Here is a 21,498-nt window from a genome sequence, read left to right as displayed (position 1 = left end):
GATGTACCGAATAGTAAAATAATATTTCGCAGTGTAGAGCGAACGAAGTGAGCTTGAAAGGATATTTTCGCCGTAGTGGTATTATTAGTGACAGTGTTGCGTCACTAATAACGGAATTTTTGAGACCTAGGCTCAAAAATTAGGAATGAAACTCCGGAGGAGGTTGCTTCCGTCCGCACTACTCAAGAAAAGATCAAAAAGAGTTATTTTTTGAATTAACTGAGTATGAGCTCATGTTTTCTAAATGGGATTATACTTAGGAGAAAGGACAACATGTTATAGCTTTGCCCTTGATAATATCTAGATACTGGTTGCACGTCATTACGCTAGATCGGAATGTTAACAGCAGTAGCGTCATAATTAGCTTTATTTTCAATTGAGTTTTGCTTAGAGAAGTTCCAGCACTTGGCTTTTGACATTAAGATTCTTGATTTCATTACTCAGAAAATAGCATAAAAGGCTAATAAGGCATGAGATCAGTACATGAGCGAGGCTAATATCTAGGTTAACAGAACGCTTTCTTCCCTTCTCCAGTAGTGGTTGTAAAGCTATATGATAGAAACGACTTGGCTAATTCAAAATTTGTTACTCAGCACTTAAAGTGTGAAAGATGGCAATGCGTTTTTATCATCCAGTTAGGACATTTAAATAATCGATTTTTGGATGAACTACTTTTTATTGGTATGTTATCGACCAGTAGCTTTGAGGATGTTTGAGTATGATCAGTTAAAAATCTTCAAAAAACTTAAAAAAGCGCTTGCATTATTCAGAAAAGTCTGTTATGATAATAAACATCAGATGGATTGTTACTGGTCAAGCAGGCAAAACCTAAATAAATACAAGATAAACAAAGACAGGAGTAGTCGCCACTTCTGGAGGTTTATTTGGTATTTGTTTAGGTTTTTTGTTTGCCTAAAGCAATCCAATAAACAACTATTTGGGAGGAGCCAAAATGGCTAAAAAAGATTATACTGAGTTGGCAAAAGATATTGTCGCTCACGTTGGTGGAAAAGATAATGTTGTCAACCTTCGTCACTGTATTACACGTTTGCGTTTTGTATTGAAAGACGAAAGCAAGGCAGATACGGATTACCTCAAAGCTCGTGATGGTGTCGTAACCGTTGTTAAAGCTGGAGGGCAATACCAAGTCGTTATTGGAAACCATGTGCCAGACGTTTATGCAGCAGTTCTGGAACAGGGTGTTCAGGGTGTCGGTTCACTTGATACAGATGAGGGTGATACTCCAAAGGGAAATTTATTTGACCGCTTTGTCGACTTGGTTTCTGGGATATTCCAACCCTTCCTAGGACCTTTGGCAGCTGCCGGTATCATTAAAGGTATTGTTGCGATAATGGGTGGCTTAATGGGCATGGATGCCTCAAATAGTGCCTTATACGTTATTTTAAATGCTACAGGTGATGGTTTCTTCCAATTCTTACCAATGTTAATTGCTATTACATCTGCACGTAAGTTTAAAATGAATGAATTTACGGCTCTTGCTATTGCAGCAGCACTGGTTTATCCTGATATTGCAGCATCAGTTACTGGACTTAAAGAGGCAGGGCTTGACAATGTTTTTGGTATCCCGTTTGCACTTCCAGCTAGTGGTTATCTCTCAACAGTTATGCCCGCAATTTTGGCAGTATGGGTCGCTTCACTCATTGAGAAATTCATGAAGAAAATTACGCCTGATGTGGTGAAACTCTTCGTCGTTCCTTTTGTAACCATTTTAATCACTGTACCTTTGACATTCCTTGCGGTAGGTCCGCTTGCTAATTTGGTATCAGACGGCTTAAGTAATGCATTGATTGCTATTCAAAGCTTTAGCCCAATTATCTTTGGATTTATTCTTGGTGCTGGATGGCAAGTGATGGTGATGTTTGGTCTTCATTGGGCAATCGTTCCCCTAGCAATCTTACAAGTGGCAACTACAGGCGAATCTGCGATGTTTGCACCAGCTTTGCTTCCGAACTTTACACAAACAGGTGTGCTTCTTGCCATCTTGCTTAAAACAAAAGAACAAAAGGTTAAAACAATTACAACGCCAGCTCTTATCTCATCTATTTTTGGAGTTACAGAGCCGGCTATCTATGGGGTAACTCTCCCTATGCGCACACCATTTATTATTTCATGTGCTGTTTCAGGGATCATTGGTGCAGCCATGATGGCCTTTAAAGTCACTACTTATGCTATCGGTGGTATGGGTGTCTTTCTATATCCATCATTGGTAAATCCAAAGACAGGTGATACCAGTGGTATGATTTTGGCCATTGTTTTAACACTCGTAGCTATTGTACTTTCCTTTATTATCCAATATTTTGCACCAGTTCCAACCCTTTATGGAAATCCAACGGAACAAAAAGTTAAAGAAGCAGAAGTGGTTGCAGCCGAAGAAGTTGTTGACATCAAGCAAGAAATTATTGCTAGTCCACTTATCGGTAACATCGTTGCTCTTGAAAATGTCCCTGATGAAGTCTTTGCTTCAGGAGCGATGGGGAAAGGGATTGCTATTGATCCAGCGGACGGTGTTGTTGTTGCACCAGCAAATGCAGAAGTATCGCTCGTCTTTCCAACCAATCATGCTATCGGTCTTAAAACTGAGAATGGGGCTGAAATCTTAATTCATATCGGTATGGATACCGTGTCATTGGCTGGTAAAGGTTTCAAGAATTTTGTTGAAGTAGGTGACAAGGTGACACCAGGACAAAAACTTCTTGAATTTGATGTTAATGCTATCAAAGCAGCCGGACTTCCAGTCATTACACCGATCATCGTGACAAACACAGATGACTATACAGATGTGTTAACAACACAAGAAGGCCGTGTCAACACAGGTGACTACCTTCTAACAACTGTTCAATGATATGACAATAAATACTAGCTGCTTATCAGCTGGTATTTATTTAAGTAAAAAATGTAAGCGTTACCTTATTTATGTTTCAGTCATGAAAGGAACTTTATATGAGAAAAATAGTCAGCCTGTTATTTAGTATATTTGTAGCCATTGTTTTGGCGGCATGTGGTCAGGCAACTGATAATACTGCCTTTAAGAATGACGTCGTTAAGGAAATTTCAACGGGTACTCTTAAAGGACATAAAGATGAAAAGAACCAAGTTCTAGAATGGTTGGGGGTACCTTATGCGCAAGCCCCAGTTGGAGAATTAAGATGGAAGGCTCCACAACCTCCTAAAAAATGGAAAGAGGAGTTTGATGCTACGGCTAAAGGTGATTCATTTATTCAATTATCGAATGGTGAAATTACTGGGACAGAAGAATCACTTAATTTAGATATTGTAAGACCAGACACAACTGATAATAAACTACCTGTAATGGTTTTTATCCATGGGGGGAATAATCAGACTGGACATGCACAAGAAATCAGAGGGAATGACTTTGTAAACGATGTGAATGCTGTTTATGTTTCTGTGAATTATCGTTTGGGAGCGTTAGGATTTAATCCTTTAGAAGCATTAAAAAATGGCACCGATGAAGAGAATTCTGGGAATTTTACCTTGCTTGATATTGCTGCTGCGCTAGATTGGGTAGAAACAAATATCGAAATGTTTGGTGGAGATAAGGATAATGTGACCTTGGTTGGTTTCTCAGCTGGCGGACGAGATGTGATGGCAACATTAATCTCACCTCTTTTTAAAGATAAATATGATAAAGCCATTTCATTTAGTGGTGGTATGACTTTGGCTGATGAATCAAATAGTCAACAAATTTTTGCCAAGGCTATGGCTCCACTAGTAGTAGAAGATAAAAAGAAAGAATCACTTGAAGAAGCCCAGAAGTGGTTGTTGTCATCTGATATAGAAGTCAGAAATTACCTATATGACCTGTCTGCGGATCGTTTGGCTCCGCTAATGGGAAATGCTGGTATTCGTATGTCAGTATTCCCCCATCTATACAAGGATGGAGTCGTTATTCCTAAGGAAGGATTTGAAACTAAAAAATATAATGATGTTCCGTTATTATTGCTGACTGGTACGAGTGAGTTTTCACTGTTTACAGCGTTTGATCCCTATTTTGCATCATCTGTAACAGATAGCAGTCTCTTTGAAGATCAAGAGAAGTTGAAAGAGTTCGTTTTTGCAGAAACGTATGGTAGTGCTCTTTACCGTATGTCAAATACAGTGGATAGTGCAAGGGTTATGAGTCGTCATTATAATTCGCCTATCTATATAACAAATATTTCTTATGGTGATGATAAGAAGACTGCGCCAAAAACCGCCTCACTCTTGGGAGCTTTTCATGGTGTATTTGAGCCCCTTTTGCAAAATTCCTCAAATTATGCAACTTTTATCGGTGATGATTTTAAATCTGCTGGTCCTAGGGAGTTGAGCGAAAATTTCAAAGTTTATTTGAAAGAGTTTATTGCAAACGGCAATCCGAATAGTGACCAATTGCCACAATGGAAAGAATGGACTGCTGAAAAAAACGAAATTCTTCAGATGGATGCAAGTAAAGAAGAAGCCGACATTCAAATGAGTGTAGATAAACAGACTTCTGAGGATATTATTGCAGAAATGAAGGGTGATACGACTTTATCAGCGACTAAAAAACAGGCCTTAGTGGATAATGTGATGAAAGGTAGATGGTTTAGCCAGCCGTTGGAAGAAGTGGTGTTTGAATAGATAATTAATATTTCAGATTGTTGGATGAGGGAAGTTCTTCCGTTTTATCATGTAGTATCCAGCATTGGTGCTGAGTGAAAAAGATACCATTGTTCCAATGTCATTACAGTATGTTTTGGCGAATCAATTATGGTAAATATCTAGATGTTGGAATTGTTTCGTTATTTATAATTTTTTGAACTAACTTTGATATATGGTCACTTTCGATTTGCCGTACCAAGTATTGTCTGTGTCTCAGTTCCTAGTTAATTCATTTGACCATAAATCGCATCAATGAGTATTCAAATCCTTCCTTTGGGAGGGATTTTTTACTGACTTTAAAAAAGAATCTGAGACGTAAGATTTCTCAGACTCTGTGATTTTGTCGTTTGGGTAGAACTCTTACCCTCGTTTAATAGAGAACATCATCGGAGGGGTTAATCAGAATTTTAGCTTCTTTCTTCTTGAATTGTGTTCGATATTGACTTGGTGTCATTTGGTAATACTTTTTAAATTGGCGATTGAAGTTGGATAGGTTGTTAAAACCAACTTGTGTGGCGATGTCGATGATTGGTTTACGTGTATTCACCAGAGCATCGCAGGCTTTGTTTAGTCTAACTTGAATGATAAATTCGGTACAAGATGAGCCTGTTTGCTGCTTGAAGACGGACATAAAGTGGGTTTTGCTGTAACCCATTTTTTTAGCTAGAAAAGAGATAGACAGTTCTTCGTAGTAATGATTATTGATATAATCAATCAGTTCTCTGAGTTTTTCATCTTTGCGGTAACTATCATCTGTCAATTTTCGAACCACGTAGCGGTAGAAGAAGAGCAAGTAAATCAGCTCGTTCAATCTGGCTTTGAGCAAGACTTCAAAGTGTCTCTCTTCTTCTGTGGCTAATTGAAACAAATCAAAAAGGATTCGTTTAATCTCGTCATAGCCTGCCATATGGGGTTGAATCCGCTGGATGAACTTATAGGTAGAATTTTGCAGAGGTTGGAGATAGCGAAGGCTAACCTGATCCACAATGGAGTAGCCAATCATATCCAAGTGGAAGAGGAAAGTATCAGTGATGTGTTTTTGATTATTGATAGGATGGATGGAGTGCATGCCATTTGGGCGAATGAGGATAATGTCACCAGCAGTACTGTTGAAAAAATCATAATCAATATGATAACGAGCGCTACCTTCATAGACGTAGTTGACCTCTAACTCTGGATGCCAATGAAAAAGGGTATCTGGTCGTCCATCCCTAACTTCTGTGTGATAAAAATGATAAGGCAGTAAGTGGTTATTATAATCAATATCAAGACGAAAATCTTCTTTTTGGTTGTTCACGTGTACTCTCCTTTTGTTCCTTTCTATTTTAGCACAAGTGATCAGTTTATCAAAGGATAGTATCAGTTTTTAGAAGGATAGTGCTAGCGATTAAAAAGATGTCTTTATATAATAACATTATCATAAAAATGAATGAGGTAAACAAATGACTTATACATTTCCAAAAGAATTTCTCTGGGGCGGGGCAACTGCAGCCAATCAATTTGAAGGGGCTTATAACCTTGATGGCAAAGGGTTGTCCGTGCAAGATGTAACCCCAAAAGGTGGGCTACCTGCCAAAGCTGATGATAAAAATCCCTTGATTACAGATCAACCAACTGAGGACAACCTCAAATTGGAAGGGATTGATTTCTACCACCGTTACAAAGAGGATATTGCGCTTTTTGCCGAAATGGGCTTTAAAGTGTTTCGCATGTCAATTGCTTGGTCACGTATTTTCCCAAATGGTGATGAAACAGAACCCAACGAAGCTGGTCTTCAATTTTACGATGATGTCTTTGATGAGTTAGCCAAATACGGTATTGAGCCCTTGGTAACCCTATCTCATTATGAAACACCTCTCTATTTAGCTCGCAAGTACAACGGCTGGGCTAATCGTGAATTGATCGGATTTTACGAACATTATGTTCGTACCGTCTTCACACGTTATAAAGACAAAGTTAAGTATTGGTTGACGTTTAATGAGGTCAATTCGGTTCTTCATGCGCCCTTCATGTCTGGCGGGATTGCCACACCAGTTGAAGAGTTGTCCAAACAAGACTTATACCAAGCGGTGCACCACGAGTTGGTAGCTTCTGCTTCAGCGACTAAAATCGCTCACGAGATTAATCCTGATTTTAAAGTGGGTTGTATGGTGCTTGCTATGCCAGCCTATGGGATGACCTCAAATCCTTTGGACCAATTGGCCGTCCATCAATTTGAAAATCAAAACTATCTCTTCTCGGACATTCATGTGCGTGGGAAATACCCTAATTACATCAAACGCTATTTCAAAGAAAACGATATTGAGATTACCTTTGCTGAGGGTGATGAGGAATTGTTAACGCATACCGTTGACTTTATTTCCTTCTCTTACTACATGTCTGCTGTTGCAGCGCACAATCCTGAAGAGTATCAAACAGGTCGTGGTAATATTTTGGGAGGCATCTCTAATCCTTATCTAGAATCATCTGAGTGGGGTTGGCAAATTGACCCAGTTGGTCTTCGTTTAGTGCTAAATGATTTCTATGATCGCTATCAATTGCCGCTCTTTATCGTAGAAAATGGTCTGGGAGCTAAGGATGTGTTAGTAGACGGTCCTGATGGACCTACTGTTGAAGATGATTATCGGATTGACTATCTTCAAAAACACCTTGTGCAAGTAGCTGAAGCTCTCCAGGATGGCGTGGAACTTTTGGGTTACACCACATGGGGACCAATTGATTTGGTATCAGCGTCAACGGCACAGCTATCCAAACGCTATGGCTTCATCTATGTTGATCGCAATGATGATGGAACAGGAAGCTTAGCACGCTATAAGAAAAAATCATTTAACTGGTACAAAGAAGTGATTGCAACGAATGGTCAATCCTTATTCCAGTAATTCCTCTAAGAAACTCTCTAGCTTCTCTCCGGACTAGAGAGTTTTTAGCTGGTCAGAATTATGTTACAATGAAGTAAGCGTTTTATGAAATAGCTATATTTTTTAATGATAAATGCGATGCTTATTGTCAAGTCATTGTCATTTAACGATCGACAAAGTGAGCTTTGTGTCTTAATTAGGAAGGATCTTATGATTACAACAGGATTTATAGGAAATGGCAAATCAACCAACCGCTACCACATGCCTTTTATCTTAAAAACGGGGAAATTTAAGGTTAAAACCATTTACAACCGCTCTCTCAAAGAAGATTGGGCAAAGGTTGAAGGTGCAGTCTACACTACTGATTTAGACCAGCTGTTAAATGACCCCGAAATTGAACTCGTTGTGGTGACAACGCCTTTGTCTAATCATTATGAGTCTGCCAAGAAAGCACTGTTGGCTGGTAAACATGTTCTTTTGGAGAAGCCATTTACGAGAACTTTGTCAGAAGCTAAAGAATTATTTGAGCTGGCGCGTGAGAGAGGCCTTATGCTTCAGGGCTATCATAATCGCCGTTTCGATGCCGATTTTTTAACCACGCAAAAGGTTATCCAATCAGAGAAATTGGGCAAACTTCAAGAACTTGAGATGCATTATGATTATTTTCGTCCAGAAGTGCCTGAGAGTGTGACTGAATTTTCAATTGATACTAGCTTTTTGTATAATCATGGTTGTCATACCTTGGATCAAGTGATTTCTTATTTTGGTAAACCTGATCAGGTTCATTTTGACTTGCGCCAGCTACTTGGTGAGAACCGTATGAATGATTATTTTGACATTGATTTGACTTATGGAGACCTTAAAGTTTCGGTCAAGTCCTCTTATTTCCGATTAAAAGAACGTCCTAGTTTTGTAGTTTATGGCGATAAGGGCGTCTTTATCAAAGCAACCAAAGATCGTCAGGAAGAAGATTTGAAGAAATTCTATTTGCCTAATCATGCTGATTTTGGCTTGGATCGTCCGCAAGATTACGGTGTCCTTTCTTATATGAAAGATGGACATTTCCACGAAGAAAAAGTGGTGTCAGAGGTCGGCGATTATAGTCTTTTCTACGATGCTCTCTACGATACGTTGAGACATGGTGCTGAGCTGCTAGTCAAAGAAGAGCAGACCTTACTGTTGATGTCCTTGTTAGAAGAAGGCATCGCAACGCTACAACAATAAAGGAGTTTCAATGATTAAATTAATAGCAACAGATATGGACGGTAGTTTTCTGAGAGATGATAAAACCTACGATGTGGCAAGGTTTGAGAGGCTTTTGAAGCGTCTAAATGCTCATGATATTAAGTTTGTAGTGGCCAGCGGTAATCAATACCGTCAATTGACATTGAAGTTTCCTGATGATTATAAAGACCTGACCTTCATAGCGGAAAATGGCAGTCATATTATGTCAAAAGAAAAGACTGTGGCTCAGCACTTTCAATCTGGCGAAGAGATTGAATCCTTAATACGATACATTGAAAAAACATTTCCAGAGGCTGCCATTTGCCTGACTGGGGAAAAAGCTGGCTATTTATTAGAGACAACTAGTGATAAGATCAAGGATTTTTTGAAACTTCATTTACCGGTGATGGTAGAAGTGGATCATTTGCTACCGCTTCCTGAAGATCATTTTTATAAAACGGTAGTAGTCGTTCCAGATGGTAATAGTGAACCAGTCATAACAGCTGTTTCTAAGGATTTGGCTGATTTATCATTGGTGCCTGTTGCTAGCGGTTATGGCAGTATTGATTTGATTACAAAAGGCATGCACAAAGCTTGGGGACTAGAGCAGCTGATGACGATGTGGGGGATTAGTGCTGATGAGGTGATGGCCTTTGGCGATAATTCTAATGATATGGAAATGTTAAGATTAGCTGGAGAGTCTTACGCTATGGCAAATGCTAGCGATGCTGTTAAGGCATCAGCAAAGTATCAAGCCAAGTCTAACGAGGAAGACGGTGTATTGGATGTTATCGAAGCCTATCTTGACACTTTAAGCTCTTAACGGAGCAGTTCTAACACTGAAATGAGAATTCTAGACAGCTACTTAAAGCGGTTTAGAGTTCTTTTTTAGACTGATGACAACGGTACCTGTTTTGACTAGTAGCCACACAGAAGATCCCTAGTCGTCTGCATATCAGACGTAACTCTTATTCGTGATAGAGCCTTCCAATCAACTAAGCTTTTTACTCTTGGAAAATCAAACATTGAGGACGTGCTTGAAGGTCGCTGTTATAGTCAAATGAATTAACTTTTAGATAAGGAACAGAAAGACACAGACAGTACTCGCGTACGGCAAGTCGAAAGTGACGATGTATCAAAGTAGATACAAAAGACGATATCTGTCTGGGTTGAGGTACTGCCTTGGTTGGGTTACATGGGGGTGAAGGTAAGCTTAGAGCAGATCAAACGCATGAAAGATTTTTAGCAAGAAAATAAAGTTTTCTGTATTTCAATGTTCAGAATTTACAAAAATAGTAGCTATGTTTAAGCGGTTTTCTTATAGTAAAAACACTTAGATAAAATGGATTTATCTGTACTATAATGCGGAAATAACTGTTTCATGTATTTGTCGTGCCTATAAAACAGTTACAGGCATTTTCATCACGCGTACGACGTGCGCTCAGGCTTCCCTATCTTGACTTAAAATCGTAAGATAGTACCATTTTTTCATACGATGTTACAAGAAATATTCCCATGTTTGAGCTATAATATGGTTATCATATCAAGATAAGAAAGAGGTAGGACAATGACATTTCCAAAAGATTTCCTATGGGGTGGTGCAATTGCCGCCAATCAAGCTGAAGGGGCATATAACGAAGATGGGCGCGGACTTGTTGCAACGGATGTGACAACAGGTGGCACAGCAAACTCACCACGTTACATGACCTATATCGACAAAGATGGTCAACCTGGTAAAGTTAGCGCAATGGGGCACAACGGCCAGATTCCTGAAGGCGCTAAGCATGCGATTCTTGATACGGAGCATTATCCTAATCATGTTGCGGTAGATTTTTACCATCGTTACAAAGAAGATATTAAGCTTTTTGCAGAGATGGGCTACTCGATTTTTCGCTTATCCATTTCCTGGGCACGGATTTTCCCTAACGGAGATGATGCTCAGCCAAATCAAGCAGGACTTGATTTTTACCGTTCTGTTTTTGAAGAATGTCGTAAATACAATATTGAACCTTTGGTGTCCATCTGGCATTTTGATACGCCACTGGCTCTTGAAGAAAATTACGGTGGCTGGACCAATCGCAAACTGATTGATTTTTACGTCAAATACTGCGAGGTTATTTTCAATGAATACAAAGACCTTGTCAAATACTGGCTGACCTTTAATGAAATCAATAACACTACCATGTTTCTTGATATGTTTGGAGGTCAGGCTTCTGATGAGGAATATCAGACTGGTTATCAAATCTTACACCACCAATTTGTTGCCTCAGCCAAGGCCGTCCAACTTGGTCATAAGATCAATCCTGACTTTATGATTGGAAACATGATTTGCGGCATAACTTTCTATCCAGCGACTTCTGATCCTAAGGATATTTTGGCAAATCAACACAAGTGGGAGTCAGGTATTTACTATTGCGGGGATGTGCAAGCCAAAGGAAAATACGGCACATACGCTAAACGTCTCTGGCAAGAGCATCATGTCGAGCTAGATATTACTGAAGAAGACTTGGAAGACCTCAAAAATGGCACTGTTGACATGTATACCTTCTCTTACTACATGTCAAACAACGTTACCACCCATACAGGTGTTGAACAAGTAGCAGGTAACTTTTCTACTGGAGCTAAAAACCCTTACCTGACCTACTCTGATTGGGGTTGGGCGCACGATCCAGATGGTCTTCAATACTATCTTGAAAAAATCTATGACCGCTATGAAATGCCACTTATGGTAGTAGAGAATGGTCTTGGAGCTTTTGATACCCTAGAAGAAGATGGCTCTATCCATGACGATTATCGTATCGATTACCACCGTGCCCATGTGAAAGCTATGAGCAAGGCCATTGACAATGGTGTTGACCTAATCGCCTACACCACTTGGGGTTGTATTGACATTGTCTCAGCAGGGACAGGGGAGATGCGCAAGCGTTACGGTTTCATCTATGTGGATATGGATGATGCCGGCAGAGGAACGCTCGAGCGAACGCCAAAAGATAGTTTCTACTGGTATCAAAAAGTCATTGCCTCAAATGGTGAAGATTTGGATTAAATCCTAAAATCACGGTTGTTTGAGCAGCCGTGATTTTGAACTGTTAACAAAGAAGAGGAACCAATATGTCATTTTTAGCTATTGATTTGGGTGGAACCCAGTTTAAATCAGGCTTGATTTCGGAAGATTTTCAACTTGAACAATCTTTTCCAGCAAGACCTTCTGCGCGTGATTTAGAGGATTGCCAAAAACTTTTGCAGAATATGATTGAGCCACATTTAGAGACGATTGAAGGGATTGCCATATCCTGTCCAGGTACGATTGATCCTGTAACCGGAACTGTTTATAATGGGGGCATGTTGCATTATTTGGATAGTTTTTCGTTCAAAGATTTCTTGGAGCAATCCTATCAAAAACCAGTGGCTGTTCTTAATGATGGCAAGGCTGCTGTCTTAGCTGAATTAGCTTCTGGAAATTTAAAAGGGGTTACGAATGGTTTAGCCATGATTGTAGGAACAGGTCTTGGTGGGGGAATTATCATCAATGGGCAACTTTATCAAGGGTCACATTTTCAAGCTGGAGAACTAACCTTTGCTTTGCCACAAGATAAAATGTCTCCCTTATCAGCAGCAGATTTGGCAGGTGGAGCGTTATCTGCGGTGAATTTCATTGCAAGGTGTGCCAAAGCGCTTGGTTTGTCAGATGAGCAGGACGGTAGAGCCGTATTTGAAGCTATTAAGAGTAAGGATGAGCGTGTCTACCCTAGCTTTCAACATTATTGTCGCCACTTTGCCCTTCAGATCAACAATCTGCAAAGTATTTTGGATGTGGAACGAGTGGTTATTGGTGGCGGGATTTCTGCCCAAACGATCTTAATTGACGAAGTCAATCGTCAGTTGGACCAGCTGGAAACAGAAGAAGCTTGGGTTTTCAAAGTGGTTAAAAGACCACAGGTGATGGCTTGTTTCTATCACAATTCAGCCAATTTGATTGGTGCAGCCTACTATTTGGGGCAAAGAATGTGAAGGTGACTATTTTAGATGTGTTTTTTTATTAATCAAAACAAGTGAAGAGTTGCAACTTAAAATACTTTTTACTTGACTGTTTGTATCATTTTATTAAAATTTATGATAAACAACTGCTTAAAGAAGAAGCAGAAAATGCTGCTGAACTAGTATAATACTTTAGAAGACATGTAAGGTCTTTCGGTTTCCGATTATAGTATCAGTTTTTCATATAAAAAGCCTAGTTTTTGTAGTCTAGGCTTTTTATAATATAAGATAATGGAGGTTTTGTATGACAATTAAAATGATAGCCAGTGATATGGATGGTACGTTTTTAGATGATAAAGGCAGCTACGATCGAGAGCGTTTTGAACGGCTTTTAGATCGGCTTGATGAGCATGGCATTCGCTTTGTGGTAGCAACTGGTAACAATATGAATCGCGTTAATATCATGTTCAAAGGGCTTTTAGACCGTTTGGATTTTGTAGCAGAAAACGGTGCCCACTTACTGGTTAAAGGTGAAACGATAAATCGATTTGTGTTGGATCAAGCTGATGTTGCCCTGTTTTTAGAGTATTTTAAAGCTCAATTAGCAGCTTATCGGGTGATTTTAACGGGCTCTAGACACTCATATATGCTAGAGGCTGCAGAATGGGAGATGGTGCATCATATGATTGCACCTGAGGAAGCAAAAGCTTTTATGGATGCTATTGTTAGGGTAAAATCTTTTGATGATATTCCAAAAGATGAACTCATTATTAAAATGAGTATGGTAGCTACTGATTTTACAGAGGCTGATGCAGTCATGGCTGACTTTAATGCCCATTTTACAGGAAATCTAACAGCGGTGTCTTCGGGATTTGGCACGATTGATATTATTCAAACAGGTGTTCATAAAGCCGCTGGTCTACAAATACTCATGGATAGATTTGGAATTTCAGCTGATGAGTTAATGGCTTTTGGTGATAGTGGCAATGATGTCGAGATGTTGCATTTAGCTAATCACTCTTATGCTGTTGGAAATGCGCCGCAGATTATTAAGCAGCATGCCAAGTTTTTAGCTCCTGACCACAATAATAATGGGGTTCTAGAAGTTATTGAAGATTATTTGGATAATCAAGCCTTGAAATCATAAGATAGTATTATTATTTCGTAAGATTTTATAAGAAAAGGTTTACAATTCCTGTTAAATTATTGCTATCTGATAATAGAAATAAAGGAGTTTCTCATGACAAAACAATTTCCAAAAGAATTTTTATGGGGCGGTGCTACAGCTGCCAATCAATATGAAGGTGCTTGGAATGAAGGTGGTCGTGGACCAGCTACTTCAGATACGGCACGTGCAGTTTCTCCAGAAGAGCGTAAGACAATAGGCGGTGAATTCACAACACCCATGAACCGAGAGCGGCTAGAGTTTGCCTTGAATGATCAAGAAGGCCTTTATCCTAAACGTTGGGGATCTGATTTTTACCATCGTTATAAAGAAGACATTGCACTCATGGCGGAAATGGGCTTTAAGACTTTTCGTCTATCTATTGCTTGGTCTCGTATTTTCCCAAATGGGGATGAAACAGAGCCAAATGAAGAAGGCTTGGCATTCTATGATGCTGTCTTTGACGAGTTGAACAAACATGGTATTGAGCCCCTAGTGACTCTTTCTCACTATGAATTTCCGATTGGATTGGTAACAAAATATGGTGGGTGGAAAAATCGTAAGGTTATTGATTTCTTCGTTCATTACGCTGAAACAGTCTTCAAACGTTACAAGGGTAAAGTCAACTATTGGCTGACCTTTAATGAAATCAATATTCTTGGGATGACAGGTTATTTATCGGGGGGCTTGCTTTTTGAAGATGGTAAACTTAACCTAGAAGAGATGTATCAGGCAGTCCATCACCAATTTATCGCCTCCAGTTTAGCAACAAAAATTGGTCATGAGATTGATTCTAATAACCAAATCGGTATGATGCTAGCCCGTATGGAAGCCTACCCAGCAACTTGCCATCCAGATGACATCATGCAGTCAATCACTAAAGACCACGAAAATCTTTTCTATGCTGATGTGCAGATTCGTGGTCAATACCCAAGCTACATGAACCGTTTCTTCAAAGAAAATAATATCAATCTTGTTTTTGCAGACGGCGATGAAGACATTTTAAGAAATTATACGGTTGATTTTATGAGTTTTTCATATTACATGTCATCAGTGACGCGTCATCCAAACAACCAAACTGCGGAACAAAAAGCGATAGCTGGTAACTTGATTTTGGGAGAAGCCAATCCTTATCTAGAGGCTTCTGACTGGGGTTGGCAAATTGACCCTGTTGGGCTTCGCGTGACACTCAATAAACTTTATGACCGTTATCAGATACCATTGTTCATCGTAGAAAATGGTCTTGGTGCTCTTGATCAGTTAGAAGAGGATGGTTCTATTCACGATCAGTACCGGATTGATTATCTTGAGAAACACATTAAGCAAATGTATGAAGCGATTGAAGATGGCGTTGAGCTTATGGGCTATACCATGTGGGGGTGTATCGATTTGGTATCAGCTTCAACCTCTGAAATGTCCAAGCGTTACGGTTTTGTTTATGTTGATGCTGACGACCAAGGAAAGGGCAGTTTTGACCGTTACCGTAAAGATTCCTTCTTCTGGTATCAAGAATTGATTGCCACTCAAGGTCAATCCATTTTAGAGGATAACTAGCACAAAAACCAGTGGTAGCTGGTTTTTCTTGAAGTAGTGATAAGTCGTTGGAAGTAGCCAAAAGGGCTATATCTTGTGGGAAGAAGGATTGGATGTTTTAGTGGCGATTGGTATCGGACTTTCTGATAATCGTGCAAGGATTCAAGTAAAAGATAGAGGTGAGAGACTGTGGCAAAACTTTATTTAATGAGACATGGGGAAACTCTGTTTAATACCCAAAAGCGTGTGCAGGGAGCTTGTGACTCTCCCTTGACAGAACTGGGGATTGAACAAGCCAAATTGGCTAAAACATACTTTGAAAAAGAAGGCATTCATTTTGATGAGGTCTATTCCTCAACGCAAGAACGGGCGACAGACACTGCCAAATTGGTTTCAGGTCGTGATCAGGTCGCTCAACTTAAAGGACTCAAGGAAATGAACTTTGGTCAATTTGAAGCCCAACCTGAAATGTTATTACCCAAGCATCGTTCAGGTAGCATTTCTTTTGAAGATTTACTAGTGCCTTTTGGTGGTGAGGATATTCGTCAAGTAGGTGTCCGAGTCCGTGAAACCATTCAAGAGACCTTGCGTCAGTCACAAGCTAACCAGACTCTTATGGTTAGTCACGGCGCTGCCATGTGGGGATTGATGTTGGAACTTGGCATTACCTTTCCACCAAGTGTGCGGTTTTCAAATTGTGCGATCTGTGCTTTTGATGTGGAAGAGGATGGTCAATTAAAGCTTGAAAAACTCATTTTACCAACACAGGACTTTGAAGTTCATCACTTCTAAGGAGGTTACATGACAAAAACGTTGTATTTAATGCGCCATGGCCAAACTCGGTTTAACGAGCTAAAACGTATTCAAGGGGTCTCTGATAGCCCTTTGACAGCGCTTGGGATTGAACAGGCGACAAAAGCACGTGCTTATTTTCAAAAGTTAGGGATAAGGTTTACAGCAGTGTATGCTTCAACGCAAGAACGAGCCGTTGACACGGCAGAGATTGTCTCAGGTAGTACCAATGTTGTGCGTCTTAAAGGGTTGAAAGAAATGGATTTTGGAGCTTTTGAGGGACAATCCGAAACCCTTAATCCGCCCTTGATTCCAGATGTCGGATATGCTGATTATTTTGTGCAGCATGGTGGTGAAGACTCCATGGCGGTGCGCCAAAGAGTGGGCAATACCGTTCGGGAGCTGCTAGCAAATCATGCTGACGGAGATACCATTTTAGCCGTCAGTCATGGGGGAGCTATTGCGCAGTTTTACCGTGGTGTTTTGGACAATCCACCGCAAGTTCGTATGAGAAACTGTGCCATTTTAACATTTGAAGTGGAAGATCAGTATTTTAAACTAGATAACATCTATGATCCTGTGAATGAAAGCATGCTTTATGAAAATACAACCACAATATCATAGTATAGTATCACTTTATCTGATGAAACAATCAGTTTTTGACGGCTAGGAGTGGTATAATAAGATTACTAAATCATGAAAGAGGTTTCAAAATGACAAAATTAAAAGCATTTCCAGAAGGATTTTTGTGGGGTGGAGCAACTGCTGCCAATCAGGTAGAAGGGGCTTACGACGTGGATGGTCGTGGACTTGCTAACGTTGATGTGGTGCCAATTGGAGAAGATCGTTTTCCAATCATTGCCGGTCAAAAGAAAATGTTTGATTTTGAAGACGGTTATTTCTACCCAGCCAAAGGATCGATCGATTTTTACCATAATTATAAGGAAGATATTGCCCTCTTTGCTGAAATGGGCTTTAAAACTTACCGCATGTCTATTGGTTGGACACGGATTTTCCCAAAAGGGGATGAGTTAGAGCCAAATGAAGCTGGTCTTCAATTCTACGAAAATGTTTTTAAAGAATTGCGCAAATACGACATCGAACCGTTGGTAACCATCACGCATTTTGATTTCCCAATGCATTTGATTAAGGAGTATGGCGGATGGCGCAATCGCAAGGTTATAGAGTTCTACGAGCGTCTTTGCAAGGTCATCTTCAACCGTTACAAAGGTTTGGTGAAATATTGGCTAACCTTCAATGAAATTAACATGATTCTCCATGCACCATTCATGGGGGCAGGATTGTATTTCGAAGAAGGTGAAAACCAAGAACAAGTCAAATATCAAGCAGCTCACCATGAGTTGGTAGCGTCAGCTATTGCCACTAAAATCGCTCATGAAGTGGATCCTGAAAATAAAGTGGGTTGCATGCTTGCAGCTGGTCAATATTATCCAAACACAGCGCATCCACGTGACTACTGGGCAGCGATGCAAGAAGACCGCGAAAACTATTTCTTCATCGATGTGCAAGCGCGTGGGGAATACCCAAACTACGCTAAGAAGAAATTTGAGCGTCTCGGTTTAGAGATTGAAATGACTGATGAAGACTTAGCTCTTTTGAAAGAACATACAGTTGACTTTGTCTCATTCTCATACTATTCAAGTCGCGTGGCTTCAGGTGATCCAGAAGTCAATGAAAAAACACAAGGAAATATTTTTGCTTCCATCAAAAATCCATATCTAGAAGCTTCTGAATGGGGCTGGCAAATTGATCCACTAGGTCTTCGCATTACGTTAAATACCATCTGGGACCGTTATCAAAAACCAATGTTTATCGTGGAAAATGGTCTCGGTGCTATCGATACTCCTGACGAAAATGGTTATGTGGCAGATGACTACCGCATCGATTACCTTCGTTCACATATTGAAACCATGAACCAAGCCATCAATGAAGATGGTGTTGAGCTTCTTGGCTATACAACTTGGGGACCAATTGACCTTGTCTCAGCAGGAACTGGGGAAATGAAAAAACGTTACGGTTTCATCTATGTTGACCGTGATAATCAAGGCAATGGAACCCTCAAACGCTCTAAGAAAAAATCATTTGACTGGTATCGAAAAGTGATCGCTTCAAATGGGGTAGATATTGATTAAATCAACCGAATAATGTGACGTCAACGCTAGTTTAAGGTTATTAGACTAGTGTTTTTTCATCTGAGATGGTTCACCAAGATGACTACTCTTTCGATGATGAAACTTGTCATACTCATCCAAAAATAAAAAATAACACGATGTATTGAATAGCAAAATAAGATTCCGCTGTTTAGAGCGACCGAAGTGAGCTTGAAAGGATATTTTTTGCCATAGTGGTACTATTTGTGACAGCAACACTGTCACTAATAACGGAATTTTTGAGACCTAGGCTCAAACATTAGGAATGAAACTCCGAAGGAGGTTGCTTTTGTCCGTACTACTTAAGAAAGGATCAAAAAAAAGTTATTTTTTTGAAATTAACTGAGTATCAGGACATTTTTTGAGGTGAGGAAATTCACGTTTTTTCATGTTATACTAGAACAATATCATTTTTTATGAAAGGTTTTGCTTTTGTTTCATAAGGTTAATCATTTGTCCCAAATACTGTTTTATATGATTGGTGTTTTCCTTCTTGGTTTGGGAATTACTCTCTGTACTAAGGCTTCCTTGGGCGTATCACCAATTGTTTCACTAGCCTACAACGCTTCAGTCATTTTTAATATTCCCATTGGGATAACCAGTTTTCTCAACTTCGTTCTCTGTATCGTCATTCAGTTTTTGCTATTAGGAAAGTCATTTGACCATTTTAGGATTCTTCAGATAGTGGCTAGTTTTCTAACCAGCTTTGTCATGCAGTTTTTCGACAATACTCTAATAACGCCAGAGACTCTAGGTATGCGATTTGTTTGGCTCTTTGCGGGAGTTGTTATCATGGGAGTTGGTGCCTCTTTGAGTGTTGCTATGCGCTTCATTCCAAACCCTGCTGATGCTCTCGCGCATACGATCGGTCAAGTAACTGGTAAAGGATTTGGAACGGGGAAAAATCTCATGGACTTTGTTTACATCAGTCTTTCCTTGCTATTATCCTTCGGAACTGGTCAGGGATGGCTTGGTGTTGGTATCGGAACACTGATTGCCAGTTTAGTAACGGGTCGAGTGATAGCTGTCTTTTTTCCAATATTTGAAAAGCTCTATGAGAAACAAGTCGAAAAAACATAGGATAGTATTATGATTTCAAAGGATAGTGATGGTTTCATGACGATCTTTTCGTTATAATTAAAATTATTAATATTAGAATGATTAAGTGAGGTAAGACATGTCAAAAATTATCTTTTTAGATGTCGATGGAACATTGGTAGATTATCATAATAGGGTTCCAGAATCTGCGGTTAAAGCTATCCGCTTAGCACGTGACAACGGGCATAAAGTCTATGTCTGCACGGGTCGCAGCCGTGCTGAGATGCAAGATGCTATTTGGGATATTGGTATCGATGGAATGATTGGTGGTAATGGCTCCTACGTGGAAGATAATGAAGAGGTGGTTATGCACCGATTGATTTCAAAAGAAGAAGCCAAACATATCGTTGATTGGCTTCACAGTCGTGGTTTAGAATTTTACCTTGAATCCAACAATGGTCTCTTTGCTTCTGAAAACTTCAAAGATGCAGCCCGCTTGGTTCTAAGAGAATATAGTCTCCGTAAAGGAAAAACCGAAGAAGAGGTTAAAGATCAAGAACCTGAAGATGCTTTGCATGGTCTGATTTATGGGGGTGAACTTTATCGTGATGACCTCAACAAGGTCAGCTTCATCTTGTCTGACTACCAAGACCATCTTGATTCCATAAAGGAATTTCCAAATCTGGAAGCCCATACTTGGGGAGGACGTGGTGAAACAGCTCTCTTTGGAGATCTAGGTGTTAAAGATATTGATAAGGCCCATGCTGTGGACGTTCTTTTGAAACACCTTGGTGCTGATCGTAAAGATACCATTGCTTTTGGTGATGCAAAAATTGATATCCCTATGCTAGAATACTGTCAAGTTGGTGTTTCTATGGGAAATGGCGGGCCGGAGATTCTTGCGATGGCTGATATGGTAACAGATGATGTCGAAGAAGACGGCCTCTACAATGCCTTTGAAAAGCTAGGACTTCTAGCCTAAGCTAACTCTAAGCTAACTAAAAAAGCCTAAGAACTTTAATGGATCTTAGGCTTTTAATATGCATTTTTTACATTCGCAGGCTGGCTATGACTCCAGAGAAGCCAATCACAAGCAAGATAAGAGATAAGAATTTACCGATAAAAACAGAAGTGAAAATAGGACTTGCCAAAAGCAAAATGCCTAGCAGTAGGAGTCCCCAACCTGATAAGAGTGAATGCTTGCTAACTCCAGCTTGGCGAAGCTGATAGCTGGAAATCAGTCGCAAGATAGCTACCACTAAAATCCAATAGGCAATGATCGTGATGACCAAGCGGCTTAGTGAAAAGGCTGAGCTACCAAGCAGTATGAATCCGAAAATGATGGTCACGATCGCTTGAAGCAGTTGCCAGATCGTTCGTTGAGAGCTATCGCTACGTAAGTAGGAGAGCAAGCTTTGAATGCCCCAGACAAAAATCATAAGGGCAAGTAGCCAGCCGATAGAGGCGATAGCAGATAAGGGTTTATTAAAAAGATAGATGCCTAATACAAGTGAAAAGAGGCTTGGTATTAATGTCAATAGTTTCATAGAAATCTCCTTTGTTTACCATATTATAGTCAATGAAGGTCAAACTGTCAAAAAATCTGCTGCTAGCTTGTCTATTAGTTTCGTTTTCAGGGAAAGTAACTGTTTGCTAAATCACTTTGAAATCGGTAGGATAGTAATAGGAGGATATTTTTATGAAAATGTTACACACTTGTATCCGAGTGCAAGACTTGGAGGCATCTATTGATTTTTACACCAAAGCTTTTCCTTTGGAAGAAGTGCGTCGCAAAGATTTTCCAGATAATCAGTTCACCCTTGTTTTCTTGAAAACACCCGATGAATCCTTTGAAATTGAATTGACCTATAATTATGACCATGGGTCTTATGATATCGGTGATGGTTATGGTCACTTGGCTGTTGGAGTGGATGATCTTGAAAAAACACATGCTCAGCATAAAAACGCCGGTTTTGATGTTACAGACCTAAAAGGCCTTCCAGGACAGGAGCCCCATTACTACTTTATTAAAGATCCAGACGGCTACAAGATCGAAGTCATTCGTCTAGGAAAATAGGAA

General features: G+C 39.8%; 17 protein-coding genes. 15 read left to right on the top strand and 2 right to left on the bottom strand.

What is annotated here, in order from left to right:
- Positions 1-952 precede the first annotated feature (952 nt).
- Entirely contained in the window at positions 953-2,863 is a 1,911-nt protein-coding gene (locus tag ABP870_RS03675) for a beta-glucoside-specific PTS transporter subunit IIABC (RefSeq protein WP_350014139.1), read from the top strand.
- A gap of 98 nt (positions 2,864-2,961) precedes the next feature.
- Positions 2,962-4,638: a carboxylesterase family protein gene (locus ABP870_RS03670; protein WP_350014138.1), complete on the top strand. Its 1,677-nt coding sequence runs from the start codon at positions 2,962-2,964 to the stop codon at positions 4,636-4,638.
- A 391-nt stretch (positions 4,639-5,029) separates the two neighbouring features.
- On the opposite strand, the gene ABP870_RS03665 is transcribed toward ABP870_RS03670, so the two are convergent.
- Positions 5,030-5,956, bottom strand: coding sequence for an AraC family transcriptional regulator (locus ABP870_RS03665; RefSeq protein WP_350014137.1), 927 nt, complete (start codon positions 5,954-5,956; stop codon positions 5,030-5,032).
- A 145-nt stretch (positions 5,957-6,101) separates the two neighbouring features.
- Between ABP870_RS03665 and ABP870_RS03660 the strand changes: the two genes are divergently transcribed.
- From ABP870_RS03660 to ABP870_RS03605, 12 genes are all read left to right on the top strand, one after another.
- Positions 6,102-7,538 carry a glycoside hydrolase family 1 protein gene (locus ABP870_RS03660; protein ID WP_350014136.1) on the top strand — a complete coding sequence of 479 codons (1,437 nt, stop codon included), beginning with the start codon at positions 6,102-6,104 and terminating at the stop codon, positions 7,536-7,538.
- Between the two features lie 189 nt (positions 7,539-7,727).
- Positions 7,728-8,741, top strand: a complete 1,014-nt coding sequence (locus ABP870_RS03655) for a Gfo/Idh/MocA family oxidoreductase (protein WP_350014135.1) — start codon at positions 7,728-7,730, stop codon at positions 8,739-8,741.
- Positions 8,742-8,751: 10 nt separating this feature from the next.
- Positions 8,752-9,564, top strand: a complete 813-nt coding sequence (locus ABP870_RS03650; protein WP_350014134.1) for a Cof-type HAD-IIB family hydrolase — start codon at positions 8,752-8,754, stop codon at positions 9,562-9,564.
- A gap of 744 nt (positions 9,565-10,308) precedes the next feature.
- Entirely contained in the window at positions 10,309-11,787 is a 1,479-nt protein-coding gene (locus ABP870_RS03645; protein WP_350014133.1) for a glycoside hydrolase family 1 protein, read from the top strand.
- Between the two features lie 65 nt (positions 11,788-11,852).
- The gene (locus tag ABP870_RS03640) at positions 11,853-12,752 is read left to right on the top strand and encodes an ROK family protein (RefSeq protein WP_350014132.1); all 900 of its coding nucleotides are present in this window, start codon (positions 11,853-11,855) and stop codon (positions 12,750-12,752) included.
- 271 nt (positions 12,753-13,023) lie between these two features.
- Positions 13,024-13,866, top strand: a complete 843-nt coding sequence (locus ABP870_RS03635) for a Cof-type HAD-IIB family hydrolase (RefSeq protein ID WP_350014131.1) — start codon at positions 13,024-13,026, stop codon at positions 13,864-13,866.
- 93 nt (positions 13,867-13,959) lie between these two features.
- Positions 13,960-15,438, top strand: coding sequence for a glycoside hydrolase family 1 protein (locus ABP870_RS03630; RefSeq protein WP_350014130.1), 1,479 nt, complete (start codon positions 13,960-13,962; stop codon positions 15,436-15,438).
- Between the two features lie 186 nt (positions 15,439-15,624).
- Positions 15,625-16,209 (top strand): histidine phosphatase family protein, encoded by a 585-nt coding sequence (locus tag ABP870_RS03625; protein WP_350014145.1) that lies wholly within the window; start codon positions 15,625-15,627, stop codon positions 16,207-16,209.
- 9 nt (positions 16,210-16,218) lie between these two features.
- Complete coding sequence (locus tag ABP870_RS03620) at positions 16,219-16,833, top strand: histidine phosphatase family protein (RefSeq protein ID WP_350014129.1); 615 nt, start codon at positions 16,219-16,221, stop codon at positions 16,831-16,833.
- A gap of 89 nt (positions 16,834-16,922) precedes the next feature.
- Positions 16,923-18,362 carry a 6-phospho-beta-glucosidase gene (locus tag ABP870_RS03615; protein WP_350014128.1) on the top strand — a complete coding sequence of 480 codons (1,440 nt, stop codon included), beginning with the start codon at positions 16,923-16,925 and terminating at the stop codon, positions 18,360-18,362.
- Between the two features lie 471 nt (positions 18,363-18,833).
- Positions 18,834-19,460 carry a YczE/YyaS/YitT family protein gene (locus tag ABP870_RS03610; protein WP_350014127.1) on the top strand — a complete coding sequence of 209 codons (627 nt, stop codon included), beginning with the start codon at positions 18,834-18,836 and terminating at the stop codon, positions 19,458-19,460.
- A 97-nt stretch (positions 19,461-19,557) separates the two neighbouring features.
- Complete coding sequence (locus ABP870_RS03605; RefSeq protein WP_350014126.1) at positions 19,558-20,400, top strand: HAD family hydrolase; 843 nt, start codon at positions 19,558-19,560, stop codon at positions 20,398-20,400.
- A gap of 67 nt (positions 20,401-20,467) precedes the next feature.
- Here the strand turns inward: ABP870_RS03605 and ABP870_RS03600 are convergent, their stop codons facing one another.
- On the bottom strand, positions 20,468-20,965 hold the full coding sequence (locus ABP870_RS03600; RefSeq protein ID WP_350014125.1) for a DUF308 domain-containing protein: 498 nt from the start codon (positions 20,963-20,965) through the stop codon (positions 20,468-20,470).
- A 152-nt stretch (positions 20,966-21,117) separates the two neighbouring features.
- On the opposite strand from ABP870_RS03600, the gene gloA reads away from it, so the two are divergent.
- A complete protein-coding gene (gene gloA, locus ABP870_RS03595; protein WP_350014124.1) occupies positions 21,118-21,495 on the top strand; it encodes a lactoylglutathione lyase in 378 nt (125 codons plus the stop codon).
- Positions 21,496-21,498 lie beyond the last annotated feature (3 nt).

The organism is Streptococcus jiangjianxini, from assembly GCF_040225085.1.
Lineage (GTDB): Bacteria > Bacillota > Bacilli > Lactobacillales > Streptococcaceae > Streptococcus > Streptococcus jiangjianxini.
This window is presented reverse-complemented; position numbering and strand designations above follow the sequence as displayed.